The organism is Prosthecobacter sp., from assembly GCF_014879935.1.
In the GTDB taxonomy this organism is placed as follows: domain Bacteria; phylum Verrucomicrobiota; class Verrucomicrobiia; order Verrucomicrobiales; family Verrucomicrobiaceae; genus Prosthecobacter.
In genome coordinates this window covers 1-22,897 of record NZ_JACSRD010000145.1, presented here as the reverse complement: position 1 = coordinate 22,897, position 22,897 = coordinate 1, and the positions used below count along the sequence as shown (strand labels likewise).

Sequence of the window (22,897 nt, the reverse complement as noted above, 5' to 3'; positions counted from 1 at the left end):
TTCTGAAGAAATCTGCTGGCCTCCCTGAGCCGCAAGACAGGCGCAGCCAATCCGTGGGAAAAAACAAGAACCTTCGTGGGGCGTGGCGAGGTCGCGGGGACGTTCGGGTGACGGAACCCCGGGAGGCCCGATGGGTGTTCGCGGGGCGGCGGGGAGGATGAGGGATGTGGGGTCCCCGGAGAGCGCTGGCTCAGACTCGGGCCATAGAGGGACGGACACTTTGTTTCCCAATGCACAAGGTAGCGGCGCAAGGGCCCGTGTTTGCAGCGCAACTGCGTGAGGTAGCGGCGCAAAAGCCCGAGTTTGCAGCGCAACTGCGCGAGGTAGCGGCGCAAAAGCCCGTGTTTGCAGCGCAAGTGAGCGAGGTAGCGGCGCAAAAGCCCGTGTTTGCAGCGCAACTGCGCGAGGTAGCGGCGCAAGGGCCCGTGTTTGCAGCGCAACTGCGCGAGGTAGCGGCGCAAAAGCGCGTTCTTCTGGCGGAAGTGCTCGTGGTTGCGGCAGAAGAATGCATTCTTCCGGCAGAAAATCGTGTTCTTCGGGCGGAAGTGCCCGTGGTTCCGGAGGGAAATCGCTGGGGTCCGGCGGAAGTGGGCGCGGTTCCGGCAGAAGATCACGCTTCACCGGCGAAACTCCCGGTATTCCCGGCGATGCTTTCTTTTTGGCCCTTTGCGTGGCTTCGCGTCGTGCTGAACCGCCACGCGGTTCCGCCTTGCAGCCCAAGGGTGCTGAGCCTTGGGCGAGCGCTCCCTTGGGAAACCGGGTGATGCCTCCCCGGCCCGGTTTGCGGACCGCATCGCGGTCCCGTCAGGGGCGTGGCGGGGTCGCGGGGACGTTCGGATGACGGAACCGCGTGGCGGTTCGTGCTCCGACGGAGTGCGTGGGGCGGATGCGGGGTCCCCGGAGAGCACTCGCTGGCGCTCGGCACTCCGAGGCTGCATGACGCAAGCCCGTTGGGCTTGAGAATCGCAGGAGCAGGGCGCCACAGAATTCAGCGTGGACCTAAGAATCGATCGCCGTTCCAGTGAAGCATGTGGTCGGGTTCAGCAGCGATCCAAACCTCAGTTTCCCATCCGATATCGGCCGCACATTTGCGAAAGGCCTTCAAGTCCAAGAAGGCCGTTACGAAAACCAAGCCAACGCGTGATTCCGCAGCGAACTTTTCCAAATCCATTCGGCGTTCATTGGAAATGGGACCGAAACTATGCACTGCCTCAATCAGGTAGAGCCAGCCTTTGGACTCCGAGTAGGCGATCACATCTGGTATCTTCTTTGCAGGGTTCAGGTCGAGATGCAGTTTCTCGGCAAGCAACGGATCGACATGCAAGGATTTCTGAGCCGTGTCGCCGATGTAAACAACCTTCGCACCGTGACCAAAACGTGGCAAAAACTGCTCCACAATGGCCTTCTGAAGTAGATTGTGAGGCCCGTTGCTCAAAGCGAGTGTTTTCCCGTCCGGAAGTATGACGGGTATCGTTTCGAACACGGCCTTTGCCCGTCGTTCTTCAGCCAACGAAGCTCGTTTTGCCATGAACGCCGCAGCGGAAGCCTGCCAGCCTTTTTGGCCAAAAGTGCGGACAAGTTTGGCGAAGTCTTCCTCTAGTGCATAACCGCGAGTGGGATCGTTAACCGAGGCCCCAAGTTTTCCCGCGCTTGCGATCACCAGCCCAGCTTGAACAGCATCCTTCAGGTCTTTTCGACGAATATCGTCATAGGAGCCTTCAGAGATGGATTCTTGAAAGTGAGCGTTGATGAAATGAATGATCTTGCGGGTTCCCAGTGGCGGAGTCTCGCCAGCGGAAGGCCAAGCAGCAGAATGGGTCACTCCAGCTACTGCCAAGAAGCTCATGGCTGATTTTTCCCGCTGACGTGGAGATTTTTCGCTCATCGGAAGCCCACAAACTTCCAGCAAATGAACTGCTTCATTGATCAGCTTTTGAATCGCTGGTGCTTTATGAGCGTGATCTGGCATTTAGACTGCAAGTTCAGATTGAATAAGCCGCTGTGTGCGAACTTTGACGACACGAGGCTCGGCTAGCTGCCGTGTTCCAAGCTGCCGCAACACGGCTTTGGCAAGGTGCCATGCAAACAATGGAGGGACGGCATTGCCGATTTGGTTGTAACGACTCGTTTCTCCACCAACGAAGTCGAACCAGTCAGGAAAACTCTGAAGCCTCGCGGCTTCCCGAATGAGCAGCCTTCTACGGCGTCCGTCTGGGAGACGCACGCGTTGCATGTCACCCGTTGCCCCTGCGAGGTTTCGGCAGGTGAGAGTTCGGGCGGGGCGGTCGAGGTGCAAATCACGCGGGCGAATGCACTTCGATGCCTTTTCATAGTTCGCCACGTAGCGGTCCATGCTTGCGGTCAGAAATTTAGACTCGGGCGGAGTCGAGACAGCCAGTGAGAGCAATGCGTCACCAGCGGTCACAGGATCGCCAACTGACAAAGGAAAAGTGAAGTGAGTCTCATGACCAACAACAATGAGTCTCTCACGCCTTTGAGGCACACCATACTCTTCGGCATTGAGCAGCTTATAGCTGATTGCATAACCAAGCTTAGCCAACGCCGCGACTATCTCATCGAAGTAACAACGGTTTGCGTAGAGCATTCCCCTGACGTTTTCGAACAGGAAAAGTTTTGGCCGCAGCCTTTTCACCGCGCTAATGAATGCCGGAAAGCCGTCCCGTGAATCCTGAAGACCTAGCTGAAGGCCACCAACTGAAAAAGGCTGACAGGGAGGGCCACCAATCAAAATGTCACACGCAGGCAGCGATGTTGAAGGAGTAAGAACGACTTGATGGCATTCCCCTCTCAGGTTCTTCCGGTAAGTTTCACAGGCGTCGGCATCTATTTCGAAGCCGATTGTTTCTATACCTGCCGCTTCGAACCCTAAAGCCAATCCACCGCATCCCGCAAACAAATCGACGGCCAGTAACCCAGACGAGCGCCTAGGTTTCAAAATGGCTGCGAGTTGGCCCGGATAGTCCATGGCTGTTCAAGTGAGCATCGTTTCAGCCATCTGCAATACGATTGATAAGCAAGAAAGCTTAGCGCTGCTCCCTGCTCTCAAACTTGAACGATTGATCACTGACACGCCTCGCACGTCCCGCCATTGCGCATGGCTTCGATGGAGCAGGCCTGGACTTCCTCGGCGGTGTATTCGCGTTTGGCGCCGCTGATGACGGTGCTGCGGATCTCCTTCTGGAACTCGGCGGTGCTCTTTTCGATGTTGGAGGCGCTGCGGGTGCGGAGGTAGTAGGTGGTCTTGAGGCCTTTGCGCCAGGCACCACGGTACATGTGGCTGAGGACGCTCATTTCCTTGCCGCCGAAGAACAGATTCACGCTCTGGCTTTGATCGATCCACTTCTGGCGACGGGCGGCGGCATCGACGACCCAGGCCCAGTCGATGCTGAAGGCGGTGGCGTAGCGGCGCTTGAGGTCGATGGGGATTTCTTCAATGGCGTCGATCTCGCCGTCCATGTACTTGAGCTTGTTCTGGATGTCCGGGGTCCAGAGGCCGCGCTTTTTGAGGTCGCGAATGAGGAAGGGATTCAGGAGCATGAAGTCGCCGGAGAGATTGGCCTTCACGAGCATGTTGCTGAGCAGGGGCTCGATGCAGGGGCTGGAGCCCATGATGTTCGAGATGGTGGCCGTGGGGGCGATGGCGAGGACGTTGCTGTTGCGCATGCCCTGCTTGGCGATCTTCGCGCGGAGGGCGCTCCAGTCCATCTTGCCGCCGCGGGGGACATCGACGTCCTGGCCGCGTTCCTTGGCGAGGAGGTCGAGGGTGTCCTGCGGGAGGAGGCCGCGGTCCCACTTGCTGCCTTTATACGTGGAATACTGGCCACGCTCGGCGGCGAGGTCGCTGGAGGCCTCGTAGGCGTAGTAGGCGATGGCTTCCATCATCTCGTCGTTGAACTCGACAGCTTCCTTCGAGGCGAAGGGGATGCCTTTGCGATAGAGGGCATACTGCAGGCCCATGACGCCGAGGCCGATGGGGCGGTGGCGGCTGTTCGAGGTCCTGGCGGCCTCGGTGGGGTAGAAGTTGATGTCGATGACGTTGTCGAGGGCGCGGACGGCGCTGCGGATGGTCTCGCGGAGCTTGGCGTGGTCGATGTTGCCGGCGTCGTCGAGATGGTTGTCGATGAGGACGGAGCCGAGGTTGCACACGGCGGTCTCATCGGCGGAGGTGTTGAGCGTGATCTCGGTGCAGAGATTGGAGCTGTGGATGACGCCGACGTGGTCCTGCGGGCTGCGGACGTTGCAGGGGTCCTTGAAGGTGATCCAGGGATGGCCGGTCTCGAAGATGGCCTTGAGCATGAGCTTCCAGAGATCGACGGCGGCGATGTCCTTGCCGAAGATCTTGCCGGTCTTGGCGAGGGCTTCGTATTCGGCGTAGCGCTTTTCAAAGGCGGAGCCGTAGAGCTCGTGGAGGTCGGGGACTTCGTTGGCGCGGAAGAGGGTCCAGTTTTCACGGGCCTCAAGGCGCTTCATGAAGAGGTCGGGGATCCAGTTCGCGGTGTTGAGGTCGTGCGTGCGGCGGCGCTCGTCACCGGTGTTGATGCGGAGCTGGAGGAAGTCCTCGATGTCGTTGTGCCAGACTTCGAGGTAGGCGCAGCCGGAACCGCGGCGTTTGCCGCCCTGGTTGACGGCGATGAGCTGGTCGTTGTGGAGCTTGAGGAAGGGAATGACGCCCTGGGATTCGCCATTGGTGCCTTTGATGTAGCCGCCGGTGCCGCGGACGCTGGTCCAGGAGCCGCCGAGGCCGCCGGCCCACTTGGAAAGGAAGGCATTCTCCGCGATGCCGCGAATCATGATGGACTCGATGCTGTCGTCCACCTTGTAGAGGTAGCAGGAGGAGAGCTGGCTGTGGAGCGTGCCGCTGTTGAAAAGCGTGGGCGTGCTGGAGCAGAAGCGGCGGCCTTTGTACATCTTGTAGATGCCGATGATCTTGTCCTCAGCGCCTTCCTTTTCGCCGACATTGAGGCCCATGGCGACGCGCATCCAGAAGAGCTGGGGCGTCTCAAGGCGCTTGGCGGGCTTGATCTTCTTATCGACGATCAAATAGCGGTCGTAGAGGGTCTGGATGCCGAGGAAGTCGAAGTCGAGATCGGCGGCGGGATCGAGGGCGTCGGCGAGCTTGTCGAGGTCGAACTGAAGCAGGCGCGGGTTGTAGCGATCGATCTCGACGCCACGGGCGAGATTGCGGCGGAAGGTGCGGCGGTGGAACTCGCGGAGCTGGTCGATGCCATCGCGGACGATGTCCCAGCCGAGCACTTCTTCATAGATGTAGCTGAGGAGCACGCGGGCGGCGAACTTGGCGAAGTCGGCATCGCGCTGCATCAAGGTCTTGGCATTGAGGATGACGGTCTTTTTGAGGTCATCGAGCGTGATGTCGGAATTCAGCGAGCGGCGCAGCTCCATCTCGATCTCCGCACGGGTGAGGCACAAATCGAGGCCGAGCATGGCGAAGTCGATGCGCTTCTTCAGATCGGTGCCGTCCCAGAGGAAGCTGTTGCCGTCGGCGGTCTTGACGAGGATGAGGGACTGCTGGTCCTGGCTTTCGATTTCATTGGCGGCGGCGGCCTCCTGCTCGTCCACCTCACGCATGGTGCTGCGCAGCGCACGATACTGGATGTAGGCGCGGGCGACCTTGAAGAAGCCCTGCTTCATGAGCTCCTCCTCGACGAGGTTCTGCACGTCCTCGATGTGGATGAACTGCTTGTTTTCCTCGGAGATCACACGGCTGACGGCGTCGGCGATGGCGACGGCGGGGGAGGAATCGAGCTCCATGGAGAGGAAGGCCTTGCGGACGGCGATCTCGATCTTGTTGTGATTCCACGGCACGAGCTGGCCGCTGCGACGGATGACTTTGGTGTTCACGATGAGCGGCTGGATGGTGGAGTCGGCAAAGGGGTCCGTGCTGCGCTTCCGGCGCTCCGCGAGGGTGCGGGCGACGTCGTGGGCGTTGTTGGTGATGAGCGCCCGCTCGATGCAGTGGTAGATGTCCTTTGCGTTCAACGTGGCCGCGCTGCCGTTCCCTTCGGCGAGCTGGGCTGTGCGCTGGTAGATCTCCTCCGTGACCGCCTTGGAGATCTTCTGCACGAGCTGCTGATTCACCTCATTGAAGATGTCGCCTTCCTGCTTCTGCCGGGCCAGGAAAAGGTCCGTCAAGGCGCTGCCCACGGTGTCCGCGATCTCCTTCGCATCGAAGTCACGCTCCGCACCGCCGATGTTCACCTTGATGGAGGCCGGAGTGGAGGCGTCCAGGGCCGTGACTGCCAGGGAGCTCCACTGGAACTGAGGTTTCTGATCCTTCGGAGTCTGGGTGACGATTTTGAGGAGTTTGTCCTCTTGCAGCAGCGTGGTGATCATGGCGGAGAGCGTGGTGCTAGGGTTGAACGGAGGCGGGCGGGAAATTCGGGGGTTGTGAGGATGCGGAACGTGTGAGTCTTCCTCCAGCGAAAGTTATTCTTTCTTGTTCGGAGGGTTGTTCACATCCGCCGGAGATCAGAGGTCGTCGTCGGAGGTCTGCACCAGGGCGGAGCCCTTTTGATAGTCGGTGACCTTGCCTTCGAAGAAGTTCTGCTCCTTGCGCACATCCATCATCTCGGCCAGCCAGGGCAGCGGATTCTGGACGCCAGGGCTGAGGGCCGGCAGGCCGCAGCCGGCGAGGCGGCGGTCGGCGATGTAGTCGATGTACTGCTCGAATTCGGCGGCGCTGAGGCCCACGGCGTTCACAGGCAGACAGTCGCGGATGAAGGCTTTCTCGAGTGTGATGGCCTCGCGCATGATGTTCACCAGCTCCTCGCGGAACTCCGGCGTCCAGAGGTCGGGATTCTCCTCGACAAGGTCCATGAACAGATTGCGGAAGACCTCGATGTGGTTGGACTCGTCACGCAGGGTGTAACGGAACATCTGGCCGATGCCGGGGAACTTGTTCTGGCGGTAGAGGGCCAGGATCATGCCGAAGAGGCCATAAAACTGCGTGCCTTCCATGCACTGGCCGAACATGAAGATGTTCTTCGCCAGGAGCTGCTTGTTCTCCAGCTTGGTGAGGTCGATGTCCCGGCGCATCGTGTTCGAGATGCGGGTGACGAATTCGTTCTTCGCCACGATCGTCGGGATCTGCTCAAACATGGCCTCGCACTCATGCGGGTTGATCCCGAGGGAGGAAATCATGTACAACAGCGAGTCGGCGTGGATGTTTTCCTCGTGCGCGTGGCGGCCGAGCACCAGCTTCAGCTCTGGAGCGGTCACCAGCTCACGCACCACATGCTGGATGTTGTCCCCCACGATGCCTTCGGCGGCGGAGAAGTAGCCGATGCCCATCATGATGATCCAGCGCTCGTTGTCGGTGATCTCGTTTCCGCGCCACTGCTCCACATCCTTCTGCATCTGGATGTCCTCAGGCTCCCAGTGGTTCGCCTTCATGACCCGGTAGAGGTCGTAAGCCCACTGATACTTCAGGGGCAGAAGGTTAAAGGTCATGGACTTCCGGCCATTGATGACCTTTTTGTCTGCGAAAGCAGCCTCAGCTTTGTCTTGGTCGAGGGGGAATTCTCGGTTGCCGATTTTGTAGGTCTTTTCCATGGCGATTTCGGGTGGGGGAGGGTGTGAATAAGTGGAGAAACAGGGAAAGCAGGAGAAAAGCCAGCCAACACTATAAATACTATATATTGAGGGCCTAGGGGGCAATCATGCACAAGATATTGTGGGCTGGCGAGAATTTTTTCCCAGCCGTTGTGCCGGAAACCGTTTCTCGCCGCTGTTTCAAGGGTTCCACGGCGAAAAAATTTTCTCCGCGTCAAAATCCGGCCCGATTGGCCCATCGGGGTGTTTTTCAGCCGCCGAAGCGTAACTGATTGAAAACCAATGAGTCGCAAAATCCAGACGAAAATCATGCCTGCGCCACCCTTGTTCCTCCCGATCTTGTCATGCTATCTGCTCCCTTTCCGACTATGAGTTTTCCCCACGTCCTCCGTCGCTCGCTCCTCGGCTGCTGCCTGCTCAGCTCCTGTGCCGTCATGGTGCCGCAGGGCACCCCGCCTGGAGTCACGGTCGATCTCATCCCGAATGGCCGCTACGCCCGCGCCCGCCACCGGACGATGCGCCCGACTTTCATCACGATCCACGCCACCGAGAACTATTCCCGCAGCGCCGGGGCGCGTGCCCACGCCCAGATGCAGAAGACTGGCGCTCTCAAGGGCCGCCACAATGCCATCGGCTATGTGTCGTGGCATTTCACCGTGGACGATCACTCCATTTATCAAAGCCTGCCCGTCAACGAGCGCGGCGAACACGCCGATTATGACGGTCCGGGCAACCGCCACTCCATCGGCATCGAAATGTGTGAAAACCGGGGCAACAACCGCACGGTGACGGTGGATCGCACCGCAAGACTCGCCGCCTGGCTCATGAAGCAGCACGGCATCCCGCTGAGCCATGTCGTGCCCCATCAGCACTGGCGGATGATCCGCCATGACGACCATCGCGACCTCGGGCACAAGAACTGCCCGCATTTCCTGATGGATCGCGGACGCCCGGGCGCGAAGTGGCAGGCCTTCCTCGCCCGGGTGAATGCCTACTACCGGGCCATGTGAGGCCCGGCCAAGCCTCCTGCGATCATGACCCCACCACGCAGCTCACGCAGCGGGAGCCGGTTTCGCTGAAATCGTGGTCGATCACGTACACCGTCGCGTCCGGGTAGTTTTGCGCCGCCACACGGGCCAGCGCATTGTCATGCAGCACCGCCACCACGGTAAGGGAGCCGAAACTGGGCAGATTGTTATCACGCAGCGGCAGGTAGCGGATGTCTTCGCGGTCCTCCACGCACTCCTGCTGCACATCGGCGATGTAAACGTAGCCGTGTTCCGCCAGCTTGTGCGCCGTGGAATCCACGATCAGCCGGTCCAGCTTCGACAGCGGATGGCTGATGAGGAAAAGAAAGTTCCGGCAGACCGGCTGCTCCGGTGTTTTGTGGAGGGGGAAGACCTGGGTGGCCTGACGTTGGGCGAAGATGTGAGGTTGCAGAAGTGAGTTCATGGCGTGGAAGGTGGAAAAATCGAAAATCAGACTGTGAAAAAACCCCGGCCGTGCTCTCCCGGCCGGGGTTTTCGAAGCTGGCAGCTCAATACCGGTAACCGTAGTAGCGGCCACGGTGGTAGTAGCGGCGCTGGTCCTGGGAGTTGCCGATGGCATTGCCCGCCAGGGCGCCGAGACCGGCGCCGATGGCAGCGCCTTCCAGGCCACGACCGCTTTGATTGCCGATGATGCCACCTGCGGCGGCACCGCCAAGGGCACCGATCACCGTGCCACGCTGGGCATTCGGCCCGCTGGCGCAGGACGACAGCGACGCTGTGGCGAGAATGGGAATGAGGCAGAGCGCTTTGAGTTTCATGGGGGTTGGGATTGAGGGTTGAGGCGATGTCCGCCGATCCACTCTCTTGGGCAAAACTCGTGCCACCCGCTTTTACTGGGGAAACCTCCCCAAACACCACGCGAATTCATGCAAACTGCGCACTTCGGGCTGGCATTCTGCATGGCTGCCACGCCTCCGCCGAATCATGACCATCGGACGGATAAAACGGTTGCCTCGACGCGAACTGCCCGCTGAAATCCGCCGATGCCTCAAAATCTCGACGCACTGCGCCTCGCCCTGCAACACTCCCCCGACAACGTCCCGCTGCTCCTGCTGTTCGCCGAAGGCTGTCTGGACGAAGGAATGCTCGAAGAGGCCGCGCAGAGCTTTCACCGGGTGCTCAACGGCTCTCCATCTCATGCCGAAGCGCGTATCGGCCTCGCCCAGGTGGCCTTGTTGCAGGGAAAGGCCTCCGAAGCGGCCGTGCGGGCGGAGCAGATCCTCTCCGACACACCCGATTGTGCTGCCGCCTGCCTTCTGCTGGCCCGCATTCACATCACCGAAGGCGATCTCCCGAAAGCAAAGGCCCTGTATGACAAAGGCGTCGCCCTGAACCGCTCCCTCGCCGATCCTGGCATCGAAAAGGACCTCCATGGCGTGAAATTGTCCCCTGACGAAGGAGCCGGGCGCAAGCGGGCGGGCATCACCTCCAGCGGAAGTCAGGTGGAGTCTGCGGAGGATCACGATGATGACGACGGCCATCCGCGCGGCGGTGCGGCCTTCGATCTGGGCCTCGCGGATTTTGAAAAGCCGAAGCTCAACTTCTCCAATGTCGGCGGCATGGAGGCGCTGAAAGAAGAGATCCGCATGAAGATCATCTACCCGCTGCAACACGCGGAGCTTTTCAAAGCCTACGACAAGAAGATCGGCGGCGGTGTTCTGCTCTATGGCCCGCCCGGCGTGGGCAAGACGCTCATCAGCAAGGCCACCGCCGGGGAGATCAAGGCAAACTTCATCGCCCTGGGCCTCCATCAGATCCTCGACATGTGGATCGGGAACTCGGAGAAGAACATGCACGAAGTCTTCGAACTCGCCCGCCAGAACGCTCCCAGCATCCTGTTCTTCGATGAAGTCGATGCCCTCGCCGCCGACCGTCGCGACCTGCGTCAAAGCGCGGGCAGAAACCTCATCAACGCCTTCCTTTCCGAGATGGATGGCGCTGAATCCGACAACGACGGCGTTCTCATCATCGGTGCCACCAATGCGCCCTGGCACATCGATCCCGCCTTCCGCCGCCCGGGCCGTTTCGACCGCACACTGTTTGTGCCGCCGCCGGATGAAGCCGGCCGTGCGGCGATCATCGAGGTGATGGCGCAGAAGAAGCCGGTGGGCGAGCTGGATCCGCGCACCCTGGCGAAGAAGACCGACGGTTTCTCCGGTGCCGACCTGAAGGCCGTCTTCGATCTCGCCACCGAGGAGGTTTTGAACCAGGCCATGAAAAACGGCAAGGTCATCCCCCTCACCACCAAGGATCTGATCAAAGCGGCCTCGCGTCACAAGCCCACGACCAAGGCCTGGTTCGAAAGCGCGAAAAACTACGCCATGTACTCGAACCAAAGCGGCTTCTACGACGATGTGCTGAAGTTCCTCGGCCTCCTCAAACGCTGACCCATTCCAAGCAGCGCCCCATGTCTGACGATTTCCATCCCTCGCCTGAGGCCGCGTTTGCCCGGGGGCGGCTGCTGCAGAACCAGCACCGCATTCAAGACGCGATCGCCTGCTACAAGCAGGCCTTGGAGCTCGATGCGCATCACACGCCCAGCTTCATCATGCTCGCGCTGTGCTGGATGAATGAAGATGACACCGCGCCGAACTCGCTCGATGCCGCCAGGCGTGCCGTGGCGCTGGAACCCGAGGACGCCTTTGCCCACAGCGTGCTGGCGCTCGCCATGAACGCGAACGCCAAAGACGGCCAGACTGCGGCCATCAAAGAGGCGCTCCAGCAGGCGGAGGAGGCCGTCGGCCTCCATCCCGACAGCGACTTCAGCCATGCCGTGCTCGCACGCCTCCACCTCCGCCTGCGCGACTATCCGAAGGCCGAGGCCGCCGCACGCGCCGCCCTGGCGCTCGATACCGAGAACAGCATGGCGGCGGAGGTCCTCTCCATCGCCCTGCTGAATCAGAAGAAGGACGCGGACAACCAGGACCTCATCCGTTACCAGCTCGAACGCGATGCGGAGGATGACAGCGCGCACACCAGCGCCGGCTGGATGGCGGTGATGAAGGGAGACCACAAAGCGGCCAACCAGCACTTCCTGGAGGCCCTGCGCCTCAACCCGATGAACGAAAACGCCCGCATGGGGCTCATCGAGTCGTATCGCGCCCGCTCCTGGTTTTACCGCAGCTACCTCCGTTTCTGCCATTGGATGAACCAGTTCACGGAAGGCCGCCAGAACGCCATCATGATCGGCGGCTTCATCGGTTACAAGGTGCTCAGCGGCTACTTGAAGGGGGAATCGCCCTTCTGGGCCAACGTCGTCATCGGTGCCTGGCTCATCTTCGCGCTCTGGTCACATCTGGCCCGTGGTTTGAGCACGTTCTTTGTCACCATGGACCGCTTTGCCCGTCAGGCCCTGAGACCGCGCGAGTACTGGGAAGGCGTCGTCGTTGGCTGGCTGATCCTCTTTGCCCTGGCATCCATGGGACTGGGCTATGCCTTCGACGAGCCGCGTTCCGGCTCCGTGGCACTGACGTTTGTGCTGGCGGCCGTGGCGAATGCCGCCGCATTCACCAATGATCACCATGTCGGCCGCCACATCTATGCCATCGCAGCCGGGTTCTCAGGGCTGGGCGCGATCTATGCCGCGATCTCGGCGTTCGGGCATCTGTCACTGCCCTATGCAGGCATGACCGGCCTGCTCGCCCTGCTGATCGGCGTCCTCATCACCTGGCTGCGCCCGTTCCGGGTGCTCTATATGTAGAAAGTGCCGCGCTATGGCGATCAAGATATCTCTTCGAGCAGGATGTAGGGAATCACCACTTTGTTCCACTTCTCGGCGTAGTAGCGCTGTGCCAGGTCTTTGGCGAGTGCATAGAAACTGCCCCACTGGTCAGGATGGATGGTCTGACAGCCTTCGCTTGAGGTGCCATTGTAGCCACCTTTGTGAATGTTGATGCCGAAGCTGCCTGTGTCCTCGTAGTCCTGGCCGTTTTTACCATCACGGATGACCGTGACGTCCCCCAGGCGCTGGCAGATCGCCGGATGAGGGACGGAGCCGCCGTGGGTGTCGAACTTGTGCGCGAACCATGCGCCAGCCTTGAGCTTGGCCATGCCTTTCAGGGAACCAGTGCCGCTGCCTTCACGGCGTTTGGAAGGGTCGGTGTTACCGTTGTAGCTGGCAAAACCGTCCGCGCTGTCGATGAAGATGGCATCGTCGTAAATACCGCGGTCGTTGACGCCGGGCTTGCCCATGGTGTCGAGGTAATAGCCGCGAATGCCGACGATGATGAGCGGGTGCTTCTGCCGGTCGAGGTTGATGTTGGCAAGCTTGGCAGCCAGATCCTGCTGGGAAAGACGCGGCCGACTTCCCGGGACATTTCCTGCGATCTGAACTGCGGGTTTGGCGTTTGAAGGCGCGGCAGGTTTGGGAACAGGCGTTGACGGAACGCTTCCACCGATTTTTTCGATCTCGTCCTTCGTCCAGACGACGAACTGCTTCACATTGTCACGATACTTGCGAGCGGCAGCGCCGGAGCCGTTGTAGGCACGCACAGCCTCCCAGAGATCGTTGGTGGCCCTGAATTTTTCCTTTAGCTCCTCAATGCAACGATTCAGGCAGCGGTCGAAGTCATGCCAACGGCGTTCGCGGAAGAAATCTTCGTCATCGACGACCGCTTGCAGGTCGTTCTGGAAGATGCCGTAGCCTTTATAAACCCACTGCTTGTCACCATAACCGCGCAGCCGCCGTGTTTCATTGGCCTCGGCAATGAGCAAGTTCGTGAAGCTGCTGCCATACCGCTCCAAAAAGGCTGCGGTGTTGCGCGGAAAGGCGCTGCGCGAGGTGCCCGGATAATCGCCGCTGGCATCGAGCACGCACCGGGCCACGAGGAGATCCGCCAGCGCTCCGGGATTGTTTTGATAAGGCGGCTGTGTCTGGAGTTTTTCCAGCAGCGGCAGCCAGAAGTAGGCCGTCTCCTGGCAGACGATGGCACACAGGATGTCAGGACCAAAGAGCGTGCCAGCGCCGGCTGTGCGCAATTGGGTGCCAAAGTGCTGCATGAGCCAGCGCGTGACCTTCCGCGCCTGTGACTCGTTCACCGGCAGATCCAGCGAGCGTGCGCCGATGTCCCGCGTGCGTGGTGCCGCCGCAGTGGTTTGAAGCAGTGAAAGAGGTTGGGCACCCGAGGCGAGCGGATCACCCGAGGCGCCATCGTCCAGCAGAGCTTCCAGGCCAAGGGAGCGGGTGCGTGGCGTGGAGGCAGATGCCTGAGCGACGGGCTTCGTCCAAGGCGAGAAAGGCCGCGCCTGCATCAGATCCACGGCGGCGTCACCATAGGTGTTGAGCTGCGGCTTCTGGCCGGTGATCAGCTCGCAGGATTGCTCGAACAAAGAGTTCCACGCCTGCGGCCCGACCCCGCCGGACCAGACGCGGACGAGCGCCTTGGTGAGGCTGCCGCCGTCAGGGTCGCCGTAACTGGAAAAGCCGTCCCGGCAGCCACCGATGTGCAGCAGACGCGCCTTCATCTTCCGCGCGGTGGCACGGTTCATGGGACGGACCGGTGTGGGGCCTTGCGTGAGGAGATTGCGATAGTTCGTGCCAGAGTTGCAACTGTCGCTGACCATGTAAATGACGCTGCCTTTGGGAAAGCTGAGCCACACGTCGTCGAGATCGTCATCAATCAGCTCCTTGTCGTAGCAGACCAGCGTTTCATCCGAGCCGGCACGACCACCGCGCTCGGATTGTTCATCGCCGTTGTAGTCGGGCATCTGTCCGCCATGGCCGGAGTAGTAAAAGAAGAAGGTGTCGCCCGCTTTCGCGGCCTTTGCGGCGGCACGCAGGCCGCCGAGCACCGCTTTGCAGGTGGCCTTCTCATCCGCCAGATGGGTGATGCCAAAGCCGGTGCGCTGCAACGCTTCGCCGATGCGTGCAGCATCAATGCCGCAACCGTAACAGCCGTTGCGCCCGTCCCAACCGTCGTATTTGCGCGGATCGACATGGGTGAGGCTGACCACGAGGGCCTTGGCGGCGGATTTGGCCGCAGGTTTCTTCGCGGAGGCTTTCCTTGGCTTGGTCGTCTTCTTTTTGGCAGTTGAGCGTTTCATGGCCTGTGTGGATAGGTGGGTGATTTCGGAGCAAAAAAGTCTGCTGCCTCCTTACGGGGCAGGGTGCTTGGTCCATCCCCGCGCTCTGGCGGATTCGATGTCCCAGATGGCGGCGGTGTTGTCGGATGGGCGGTCCTTGCCGGTGAATTTCAGCGCCGCAGCTTTGCCCTTCGCGTCCGGCAGGTAGGGCAGGCTGGCGTTGGTGTAACCGTCCTGATAACCGCTCCAAGTGAGCACCTGCCTCCCCAGCGGGTCGAAGCGCACGCCTCGCGCCACGCCAGCATGCGCCTGCGTGGCGAAGACCTGCTCTGGCGCGGAGGGGTTTTGCATGTCCCAGAGTTCCAGCCAGCCATCCTCGCCCACAAGCGCCAGGAGATCATCCTTCTGCCATGCCACACCGAACAGCCGGCCCTGAATCTCCGTCGGCACGCTGACGATGGTCTTTGCCTCGTATGCATCCCAGATCAGGCAAAGGCCGTCAGTGGCGATCGTGGCCGCATGCGTGCCAGTGGGACGGAAGGCCACGTCCAGCACGGCTCCTTCGTGGAAAAACAGGCCGCTCTTCTTGTCATCACGAAACAGAGCGATGCGCTTCCCCTTCAGATCCCACCAGATGACTTTCCGATTGCCCGCGCCGCCGACCACGAGGTCACGATCTTTGGGGCTGAAGCGCATTTTCCGCACGGGCGTGTGCAAGGCAGCGCCGGGATCGACATCCAGCGGATTGAGGGAGGAGCCACCGTAAGTCACCGGCACAAGGCCGTAGCTGCCCGAGGTCGCGAAGACCTTTGTCTCACTGTCATCGGCGGAAGTCACCACGCGGGAGCCATCGGCGCTGAAGGTGGCAAAGGTCACGGCCTTTTCATGCCGCCAGTTGGAGAGAGATTTGGAAGGGATGATCTTTGGGTAATTGCTCCAGTCCAACAGAGCCACAGTGCCATCCCCGCCGCACGAGACACTGAACTTGCCATCTGGCGAGAATTCCACATGCGTGATGGAGTCGGAGTGGACCTTGATCTCCTTCCCCGCGTCGAGGTCAGGCTGGCGCGGATCAAACAGCCGCAAAGTGCTGCCGGAACTGCCAGCCAGTAGAATGGTAGCGTCCGGGGAGAATGCCAAAGTGGTGACGCCGCCGGTGGAGGCGCTGGCGACGGCTTGAGCGAGCATTGTCCCGCCGAGGCGATTCCACACCCGGATTTTCTTGTCCGCCGCTCCCAGGGCGATGAATCGGCCGTCCGGCGAGTATTCCGCGATAGTCACATCTGCCGTGGCTCCCGCAAGCCGTGAGATCAGCGGGTCTTTGATCTCCTGAATGGCTTGGGTGAAGGCGCGTGTGACCTCGGCCTTGTTCACTGCGGCGGCCAGCAGCCGAGTTTCGGTTTGTTTCAGCGTGGCCTGCAGTTGCTGCCGTTGCTGCTGCTCCCGGTCACGCTGGGCCAGCAACTGCTCCACTTGCAGCTTCCGCTCGGCGTCGGCGTTGTCTTTTTCACGCTTGGCGATGTCGCGTTCCTGGGCAGCCATGGCTGCCTCTGCCACCGCCACCAGGCGGCTGCGTTCCGCCTGGTCAGATTTGTGATAAGCCAGGCCGGCCAGCGCCACTGCTGCCATCAATGCGGCCACCACGCCATAGGTCCGCGTTCTGAGCCTGCCGTTCTGCTCGTCGAGGGTCTTGTTCTTGGCCTCCAGCTCAGTCGTTTTGGTCGTGAGTTCCGCCGTCTGCCGGTCCACCTCGGCCTGGAGCTGGAGGGCACGGCGTTGTTCGCGCGCTTGTTCCACCCCGGGGCGTCTGGCGGCGATGCCGCGCACGAGGAATTCGCTGACGATCTCGTAAAACGGGGTGTTGCCGCGGGTCTGGAGGAACACGAGGCGGGCGTCCTCACACAGGGCCGCGAGGGCGTCCTGGATGACCGGGAGATCGTGCCCATCCTCCTGCTGGAGGACGGTAGTCAGGTTCACCTCGGAAACGATGTTGCGCGTGCCGCTGGAGGTGGCGGTGGCAGGCGTGATGAGCCGACATAAGGCTGCGATGGCGGCGTCCTGCAGCCGTGCAGGCAGTTTTTCAAGGGTGCGCGGCACGTAGCCCTCGAAAATCCATTCCACGGCGGTGCGCGGGTCCGGCTTGGAGAGGAACTCCTCCTCCAGGCCGGGATTGTCCCACAAGGAAGCGCAGGCGATCTGAACTTCGGTGAGGTTGACGAAGCCGTTTTTACTCAGCGCCGTGAAACCGGCGATGACATGCGCCTGCGCGGCAGCGGAGAGCTGGTGGGAAAAGCGGACTGCCTCAAACGGTTTCTGAGTGATGTCCTTCAGGCTGTCCACCGATGGAGAAGTGAGGCGCAGAGACTGGTCCTTGAGCTGCGGGAAGGCGGGAAACAGCTCGGCGAGGCGGCCGAAGTAGTCCTCCCGGAAAACGAGCAGCAGCTTGATGCTCCACTGCCGATCCACCAGCAGACGGCAGATCGTCTGGACGATTTGGTGCTGCACTTTTTTTGCCGCGTCATAGGCGCTCTTGTCGGTCTGGGCGTCCTCGAACTGAGTGACCAGTTCCTCGAACTGGTCGAAAATGACCAGCCGCCAGGGGGCGTTGGCAGAGGAATGATATTCGGTGAGCGCCGCCATCAAATCGTCCAATGAGGCCGTGCGGCGCACGCCTGCCTGGGAGCGGTCCCGCGTGAAAACGGAGGGCAGCGCCTCGGAGTCAGCCGCTTCGGTGAGCGGGATGCGCTCGATCACCAGCTCAGCGCCTTCCAGTGGCTGGACTCGCAGCCGCTCCACCTCAAAGCCAGCTTCAATGACTGCTGGAATCAGCCCGGCATTGACCAGGGAGGATTTGCCCGCCCCGGAGTCGCCGTGCAGGAGCACACCACGAAAGACACGAACGAGCTGGTAGAGCTTCTCGCACTCCTGCTGGCGTCCGGTGAAGATGGGGCGGTCGATCAGCCGGAACGACAGCACGCCACGAAAAGGCGCCGAGGGCGGCTGCGCGGAGGCGAGCATTTCCCGCGTGGTCATGGGTTGGCTCCTTTCACCGCTGCATGCAGGCACGGGATGAAATCCCAGATGTCCTCCGCCAGAAAGCCGATGGCACACTTCTCGTCCTGCCATACACGGCGAATGAGCGGATCAGGATTCTTGCTCACCGCATAAGATTTGATGCCGCCGCGGTTGCTGAAAATTTCCCTGCCATAATTGAGTGTTTTGAGCAGCAGCCGCATGTTGTAGTCCATCAGGCTATAGCCGATGAAAAGGGTGGGCACCTCGGCCATGCGGCTGAGGATCTTCAGGGGCAGCGGGCTAAACGGACTGTCAGGTCTTTCGGCTGTCATGCGCATCACGAAATCAATGTAGTCCTCGTCCGTGGCGACGATGGAATCAGGAGTGCCGATGTGGCCGTGAATTTTATAAATGTAGGGCGCTGTTTCGCTGGGCTGTTTGCCAATGGGGTAAGTAGTGTCCGGTTGCAGTTCTTTTTTGGCGTGATACCACCGCACTTCAGATTTCGCTGTCGGATTGTTGAGCTTCACAGCGTCTTCATAATGAGTGTCGTAATTGGTCGTCACCACGATGGGAAAGCCAAGGTCCGCCAAAAGACGCAGCAGCGGCGAGGGCTGGCGACCTAGCTGCACAGCGCTATGAACCTCGTTTCCCAAATTATGCCGTCCATTGCTTCGGTATCTCGCCGCATCTGGAGGCTCCAGCCTGGGAGGAGCTGAGTTGACCTGTTGCTTCTTGGCGGCATCTGAGTCCTCCTCGCTGAAAAGCTCATAGTCCATCGCCACGCGGGTGAAGTTCATCTTCGCCGGGTGGTCGTAGGTGTTGAACCGGTCATACCAGTGGCTGCTCCATGAAAGCCGGGCGGCGAGTTCGCCGGCCAGCAGAGGTCGTTCTTCTTTTCGATAAGACAGCTTGCCTCGTTCGCCGTGGTAATGAATTCCCGCGCCCAAGAAGAGCACCACCTCGCGTTTTCTTACCGCCTCAACGATGTTCTTGAAGTCGGCGGAGTTCTCGAAGTCAGGCATGGCTATTTGCGCTGTTTGGAGGCTTTCTTCGGGCGGGAGGATGTCTTGACCGCCGCTGCGGAGGCTCCCGCGCCGAAGGGCGCGATGGCGCTTTTCTGTTCATCGTGTCCCAGGATGTCCGGCTTCTGCGTGTAGCCGAGCGTGCGCAGCTTGTGCTTCGCGGCGTTCAGCAGACCTTGATAAGAAAGCGGTTTGCCGGCCTTGGCGGCGGTGTCGCGCAGCGCCTGGGCCATGGCATACGTGAAGGCGCCGTAACTCACGGAGCCGTGGACGTATTCGCAGGCCTTTTCCGCCTCCCCGCAGGCCATGAAAACCAGCGGCAGGTAGGGGCCGACGGACTGCATGCAGTGAAGCGCGCGCATTTTCCCGGCGATGCGGTCGAACTTGTCGTGTGGGAGGTCGCGCAGCGGCGTGGCCCGACCGATGCGGCGCAGGTCGCCGCTGGCACCGTAGTAGCGCGCATGTTCCTCCTGCCGCCAGTCCTTGGTCTTGTAGGTGGTGGGAAAAAACTTGGCGTTGAGGCCTTTTTTGCCCGCCAGGCCGATCTGCCTCCACATCTGGAGTTTGGGTGCCCACTCCATGTATTCATGCTCTAGATCAGCCGGGCCCATGAAGGACCGCACCAGCGGCCCGCCGGAGCGTGTGATGCCGCCGGAGTGGCAGCAGTCCAGGAAGATGAGGAAATGCACATCGCGCGGGAGATAGGCGTAGATGTCCTGAAAATCCCTGTCTCGCAGGCCGGTGGTGTGGGTGAAGGCATAATCGTAAGTCACCAGAATCTCTTCCATCTCATCGGCCTCGCCTTCCACATTGACGGAAGCCATGCGGTGACCGTGGCCGCTGAAGGAAAAGAAGCGGTGATCTCCCGGCTGCGCATCTTCCAGCAGCCAGCGGAGTTGCGCCAGCAAGGTTTCCCGCGTGGCACGTCCATTGTGCAGCATGCGGATGGACTTGGGCTCCATGCCGCTTTCCTGAAGCGCGGCACTAAGCTGGTAGGTGTCGTTCACGCAACCTTTGAGCGGTGGCACTTCCGGGCTGGCATACTCATCGATCCCGACCAAAAGTGCCCGATTTTCAGCCTTGCGCGGGACAGTCGATTTGACTGGCGGTCGTGCCCGCAGGCTGCGGGTGCGACCCAGCCATGCATCCCCCTGACTGATGGCCCGCCACACCTGATCGGCCGTGCGGGAATGTCCGAGATAGGCCGCACCGTCGTGGCCGCTGTCATGCGCCGTTTCCAAATGGGTGAAGTTGTCCGCACGAATATGATCCAAAGGTACCACAAACACCGGATCTCCAGGATTATAGAGGTTGAACCAGTGCTTCGCGTTAACCGGAGGCTGCAGCCCTCCGAACTCACGTCGGAGCAGCGGATTCCCGATCTGTGTGCCCAGCGTCACATAGTAGCGATCCTTCAGCAGGTCGGGATCCTCGAACATGCAGGCGTCGTAGGTGATGAGGCCACCGTAGCTGTGCGCGATCACGACATCCGGGTTCTTGGCGCGGATTTCCTTCACCACACGCTGCCGCAGCTTCTGCCGCAGGCGGTCGTCATGTGCCCACACAGCCACCTCGCGCGCCTTCCATTTCATCTCATCATCAATGAGGTCGAAGAGGCCGCGCTCCCGGCTGAAAAAGTCCTGGACCTTGGTGGCGAGGTAGCTCTTCAACAAACTGCCCACCACTTCCACGTATTCTCCAGCCGTGGGCGCCGGATGACGGCGGATCAGTTCTTCATAGTAAAGAACGCCGTGGTCGTCGCCCGGCGTTCCGGGTTTGCCGTCTAGCCCCAGAGGATCAATGAAATCAAGCGCGACTCCAGCTTTGGTGCAGGACTGGCGGATGGCCGTGCTCCAGGCTTTCACCCATTCGGAGAGCACTTTGTTCTCCTCGTGAAAGCCGATTCCGTGAACGAACATGATTTTCATATGGTTGTGGTGGCTGGAATTCGCTGTGACAAGATCAAAAACTTACTTCGCGGGTGTGGCTGAGGGCTTGGTCTCTGGGTCGAGCAGCTTCGCAAGCGCGGGGCGCAGGTCGGAGAGGTTTTTGAGCAGGTTGAACCAGAAGGGCGCTCCCAAACTCAGCAACGCGGCAAAGATGAGCATGCCGAGGATGTGCGGCCTCCGGCCCTCTTTCGGCCATCGCGAACCATTTTGCGGAATCAATTCAAAGCCGCTCTGCGAGACTTCCTTCGCCAGCGCGGTAATGGCGTCCTGTTGGCTGTCGAAATACGCCTTCGTCTCGATGGCAATCATGGCATCGAACTCCTTTTGCACTTCGGTCCTTCTGGCGTCAGTCATTTCTGCCTTTTTGGCTGCGATCTCCCGCTCCGTCGGAGCAGGGCCGGGAGGAATCTTCTGTGCGACTTCCGCATTGAGGGCAGCTTTGGCCGCCGCTTCATCGTCCTTCACCAGCGCCAGTATCCTGTTCTCCATGTCCTGGGCTTTTTTGATGCCTTCCAGGCTTTCCAGCTTCAGGTCGGGCTTGGCCTTTGCGTTCCATTGCTTCTGCAGCCGCTCCAGCAGGCCGCCGCCGACCTCGCTCACCTTCAACACACCGTCGCCTTTCTCCAGCACGATGGCGGATTTCGCAACCAAGGCGTCGCGCAGGGTGTTGTTTGGCCCGGATACCTTCTGAAAGATCTCCACAGCATCCCATTGGAACCAGAAGGCCAGAATCAAGCCCACCCCGATAGTGATGAGGCGGATCCAGCCGAGAAACCACTGCTGCGCACGGTCCACCGCGTCATTGAACCACGCTTCCACCGCCGTCTTGGTGTTGTCCACGGTCTGCACGAGCTGCTGGCTGGCAGTCTGAATGGCCGTGTTCAGCGTCTGGCGCTCCGTCGATGAGAAACAGGTGACGTTCAGTGTCTTCACCAGCCCGCCCAGGATTTCTTCCACTGCGGCGGCTTTTTGCGTGTCCGGCGTCAGTGCCTTGAGAAGTGCAGCGGCTTCGATAGACACAGTAGTGTTGCCTTGGGCGATTTTTTGCAGCCGCTCGTGGATTTCATCCGGCCGCACCGCGCTGGCGAGTCGGTTCAAGCGGATGAAGTTGGGTTCTGTGAGCAGTGCATGCGCCAGTTCCTTGCTGGCTGCAGGAAAGAAGGTGTTCCCGGCATTTTGCAGCCCGCGGGCGAGCTGCCGGCCGCGCAAAGTGAACAGCGCGGAGAGAGTCTGCACCACCACCGTCACTACCAGACTGGCGACGCTGATGATGACGACGAAAGCGATAAGGGTGTCGAGGCTTTCGAGCATGGCAGGTTATTGGTTGGTGGTCCCGGTGTTGCTTATGGCCTTCATGGCTTCCAGAACATCCGCGTTATTTGGTGCTGGGTTGGCAGGCGGGGCGGTTTCTGCCGGGACCCCTTTCGTGGAAGGCGAGGCTGAGGTGGCCGCCACGGCAGCCTGCCCGGTGGCAATGACCGAGGCGTAGTTGATCCCTGCGATTTTTTTCGGATCCGTGCTGTCTGCGGCGATGCGAGTGACATCCAGCTTGGAGATGGTGGAAAGCACGTCCCCTTTTGGAAGACTGAAGCGGTTCATGAGGCCGCCAAGAGGCTGTGGTTCGCGGGGAGGCACGGCGAGGATGGACTTGCTCTCAAAGCCCGCGTTCATCGCCAGCGGAGCAGTAAGGTCAGGCTTGAGCTGGGCGTTGATATCATAGGCCCGGTCATGACCGATAAATGTGATGTTGGCGCAAGATGTTAGCGCCAAGACTGGCAGGGAAAAAAGTGGCAGGAGAATTTGGGTATTCATGTCTGGGGAGAGATCTGGATGGGGCAGATGTCGGTTACCGGCTTCCCTGACTGGAGGTTCCGCTGGTCGTGTTGTCTTGTGTAAAGGGATCCAGTTTTTTCGGACTGCTGGCCAGATTAATGGCGGCCTGACCGCTGGCGACGATCTCGTTCACTTCGGGTGCCATGTAGATTTCCCGCGTATTCATGCGCACCGCCGCATATGCGGAAGCCGCATTGAATTTTTTCGTCTTGCGTACCCCGGAATCGGATTGTTCCTGGCCGTCCTCCTCATCGCTGAGATCCACTTTGGGAACGATAGTGCCCACTTCCTGGCGCAGTCCCAGGCGGACATGCACGTTGCTCGTCTCTGGGTTCACTCCAACATTAAACCCTAGGCAGTGTTTTAAAACCTCTTGAGCGGCTGCATCCAATCGATGACAGCGGCGAAAGCGAGC

17 protein-coding genes are annotated in these 22,897 nt (G+C 60.4%); 4 read left to right on the top strand and 13 right to left on the bottom strand.

The window, feature by feature from the left end:
* Nucleotides 1-257 precede the first annotated feature (257 nt).
* Complete coding sequence (locus IAE77_RS13380; RefSeq protein ID WP_294227280.1) at nucleotides 258-764, top strand: hypothetical protein; 507 nt, start codon at nucleotides 258-260, stop codon at nucleotides 762-764.
* A 224-nt stretch (nucleotides 765-988) separates the two neighbouring features.
* On the opposite strand, the gene IAE77_RS13375 is transcribed toward IAE77_RS13380, so the two are convergent.
* From IAE77_RS13375 to IAE77_RS13360, 4 genes are all read right to left on the bottom strand, one after another.
* A complete protein-coding gene (locus IAE77_RS13375) occupies nucleotides 989-1,969 on the bottom strand; it encodes a BsuBI/PstI family type II restriction endonuclease (protein ID WP_294227278.1) in 981 nt (326 codons plus the stop codon).
* Entirely contained in the window at nucleotides 1,970-2,986 is a 1,017-nt protein-coding gene (locus IAE77_RS13370) for a DNA cytosine methyltransferase (protein WP_294227276.1), read from the bottom strand.
* Between the two features lie 95 nt (nucleotides 2,987-3,081).
* Nucleotides 3,082-6,372 (bottom strand): ribonucleoside-diphosphate reductase subunit alpha, encoded by a 3,291-nt coding sequence (locus IAE77_RS13365; protein WP_294227275.1) that lies wholly within the window; start codon nucleotides 6,370-6,372, stop codon nucleotides 3,082-3,084.
* A 135-nt stretch (nucleotides 6,373-6,507) separates the two neighbouring features.
* Nucleotides 6,508-7,590, bottom strand: a complete 1,083-nt coding sequence (locus IAE77_RS13360; RefSeq protein ID WP_294227273.1) for a ribonucleotide-diphosphate reductase subunit beta — start codon at nucleotides 7,588-7,590, stop codon at nucleotides 6,508-6,510.
* A gap of 368 nt (nucleotides 7,591-7,958) precedes the next feature.
* Here IAE77_RS13360 and IAE77_RS13355 point away from each other — a divergent pair, with 368 nt between their 5' ends.
* Complete coding sequence (locus tag IAE77_RS13355; RefSeq protein WP_294227272.1) at nucleotides 7,959-8,600, top strand: N-acetylmuramoyl-L-alanine amidase; 642 nt, start codon at nucleotides 7,959-7,961, stop codon at nucleotides 8,598-8,600.
* 22 nt (nucleotides 8,601-8,622) lie between these two features.
* Here the strand turns inward: IAE77_RS13355 and IAE77_RS13350 are convergent, their stop codons facing one another.
* Both IAE77_RS13350 and IAE77_RS13345 read right to left on the bottom strand, forming a co-directional pair.
* Entirely contained in the window at nucleotides 8,623-9,042 is a 420-nt protein-coding gene (locus IAE77_RS13350) for a hypothetical protein (protein WP_294227271.1), read from the bottom strand.
* A gap of 85 nt (nucleotides 9,043-9,127) precedes the next feature.
* On the bottom strand, nucleotides 9,128-9,397 hold the full coding sequence (locus tag IAE77_RS13345) for a glycine zipper domain-containing protein (protein ID WP_294227269.1): 270 nt from the start codon (nucleotides 9,395-9,397) through the stop codon (nucleotides 9,128-9,130).
* Nucleotides 9,398-9,622: 225 nt separating this feature from the next.
* On the opposite strand from IAE77_RS13345, the gene IAE77_RS13340 reads away from it, so the two are divergent.
* Nucleotides 9,623-11,026, top strand: a complete 1,404-nt coding sequence (locus IAE77_RS13340; protein WP_294227267.1) for an AAA family ATPase — start codon at nucleotides 9,623-9,625, stop codon at nucleotides 11,024-11,026.
* 20 nt (nucleotides 11,027-11,046) lie between these two features.
* A complete protein-coding gene (locus tag IAE77_RS13335; RefSeq protein WP_294227265.1) occupies nucleotides 11,047-12,339 on the top strand; it encodes a tetratricopeptide repeat protein in 1,293 nt (430 codons plus the stop codon).
* Nucleotides 12,340-12,359: 20 nt separating this feature from the next.
* Here IAE77_RS13335 and IAE77_RS13330 read toward each other — a convergent pair whose 3' ends face one another.
* From IAE77_RS13330 to IAE77_RS13300, 7 genes are all read right to left on the bottom strand, one after another.
* Nucleotides 12,360-14,681 (bottom strand): caspase family protein, encoded by a 2,322-nt coding sequence (locus IAE77_RS13330; protein ID WP_294227263.1) that lies wholly within the window; start codon nucleotides 14,679-14,681, stop codon nucleotides 12,360-12,362.
* Nucleotides 14,682-14,732: 51 nt separating this feature from the next.
* Complete coding sequence (locus IAE77_RS13325) at nucleotides 14,733-17,693, bottom strand: AAA family ATPase (RefSeq protein WP_294227260.1); 2,961 nt, start codon at nucleotides 17,691-17,693, stop codon at nucleotides 14,733-14,735.
* Nucleotides 17,690-18,700 carry an SIR2 family protein gene (locus IAE77_RS13320; protein ID WP_294227258.1) on the bottom strand — a complete coding sequence of 337 codons (1,011 nt, stop codon included), beginning with the start codon at nucleotides 18,698-18,700 and terminating at the stop codon, nucleotides 17,690-17,692. Before IAE77_RS13320 ends, IAE77_RS13325 begins: the two co-directional genes overlap by 4 nt.
* Nucleotides 18,701-18,702: 2 nt before the next feature.
* Nucleotides 18,703-20,619, bottom strand: a complete 1,917-nt coding sequence (locus IAE77_RS13315; RefSeq protein ID WP_294227254.1) for a caspase family protein — start codon at nucleotides 20,617-20,619, stop codon at nucleotides 18,703-18,705.
* A 51-nt stretch (nucleotides 20,620-20,670) separates the two neighbouring features.
* On the bottom strand, nucleotides 20,671-21,960 hold the full coding sequence (locus IAE77_RS13310) for a hypothetical protein (protein ID WP_294227253.1): 1,290 nt from the start codon (nucleotides 21,958-21,960) through the stop codon (nucleotides 20,671-20,673).
* Nucleotides 21,961-21,966: 6 nt separating this feature from the next.
* Nucleotides 21,967-22,461 (bottom strand): hypothetical protein, encoded by a 495-nt coding sequence (locus IAE77_RS13305; protein ID WP_294227251.1) that lies wholly within the window; start codon nucleotides 22,459-22,461, stop codon nucleotides 21,967-21,969.
* 34 nt (nucleotides 22,462-22,495) lie between these two features.
* The coding region (locus IAE77_RS13300; RefSeq protein WP_294227249.1) for a hypothetical protein at nucleotides 22,496-22,897 on the bottom strand (402 nt) is incomplete at its 5' end.

Excerpts from the sequence above, each read along its gene's own strand:
- IAE77_RS13355 (WP_294227272.1), top strand. The coding sequence starts at position 7,959 with ATGAGTTTTCCCCACGTCCTCCGTCGCTCGCTCCTCGGCTGCTGCCTG.
- IAE77_RS13370 (WP_294227276.1), bottom strand. The coding sequence starts at position 2,986 with ATGGACTATCCGGGCCAACTCGCAGCCATTTTGAAACCTAGGCGCTCG.
- IAE77_RS13365 (WP_294227275.1), bottom strand. The coding sequence starts at position 6,372 with ATGATCACCACGCTGCTGCAAGAGGACAAACTCCTCAAAATCGTCACC.
- IAE77_RS13310 (WP_294227253.1), bottom strand. The coding sequence starts at position 21,960 with ATGCTCGAAAGCCTCGACACCCTTATCGCTTTCGTCGTCATCATCAGC.
- IAE77_RS13350 (WP_294227271.1), bottom strand. The coding sequence starts at position 9,042 with ATGAACTCACTTCTGCAACCTCACATCTTCGCCCAACGTCAGGCCACC.
- IAE77_RS13325 (WP_294227260.1), bottom strand. The coding sequence starts at position 17,693 with ATGACCACGCGGGAAATGCTCGCCTCCGCGCAGCCGCCCTCGGCGCCT.
- IAE77_RS13345 (WP_294227269.1), bottom strand. The coding sequence starts at position 9,397 with ATGAAACTCAAAGCGCTCTGCCTCATTCCCATTCTCGCCACAGCGTCG.
- IAE77_RS13340 (WP_294227267.1), top strand. The coding sequence starts at position 9,623 with ATGCCTCAAAATCTCGACGCACTGCGCCTCGCCCTGCAACACTCCCCC.
- IAE77_RS13375 (WP_294227278.1), bottom strand. The coding sequence starts at position 1,969 with ATGCCAGATCACGCTCATAAAGCACCAGCGATTCAAAAGCTGATCAAT.
- IAE77_RS13360 (WP_294227273.1), bottom strand. The coding sequence starts at position 7,590 with ATGGAAAAGACCTACAAAATCGGCAACCGAGAATTCCCCCTCGACCAA.
- IAE77_RS13305 (WP_294227251.1), bottom strand. The coding sequence starts at position 22,461 with ATGAATACCCAAATTCTCCTGCCACTTTTTTCCCTGCCAGTCTTGGCG.
- IAE77_RS13320 (WP_294227258.1), bottom strand. The coding sequence starts at position 18,700 with ATGCCTGACTTCGAGAACTCCGCCGACTTCAAGAACATCGTTGAGGCG.
- IAE77_RS13315 (WP_294227254.1), bottom strand. The coding sequence starts at position 20,619 with ATGTTCGTTCACGGAATCGGCTTTCACGAGGAGAACAAAGTGCTCTCC.
- IAE77_RS13330 (WP_294227263.1), bottom strand. The coding sequence starts at position 14,681 with ATGAAACGCTCAACTGCCAAAAAGAAGACGACCAAGCCAAGGAAAGCC.
- IAE77_RS13335 (WP_294227265.1), top strand. The coding sequence starts at position 11,047 with ATGTCTGACGATTTCCATCCCTCGCCTGAGGCCGCGTTTGCCCGGGGG.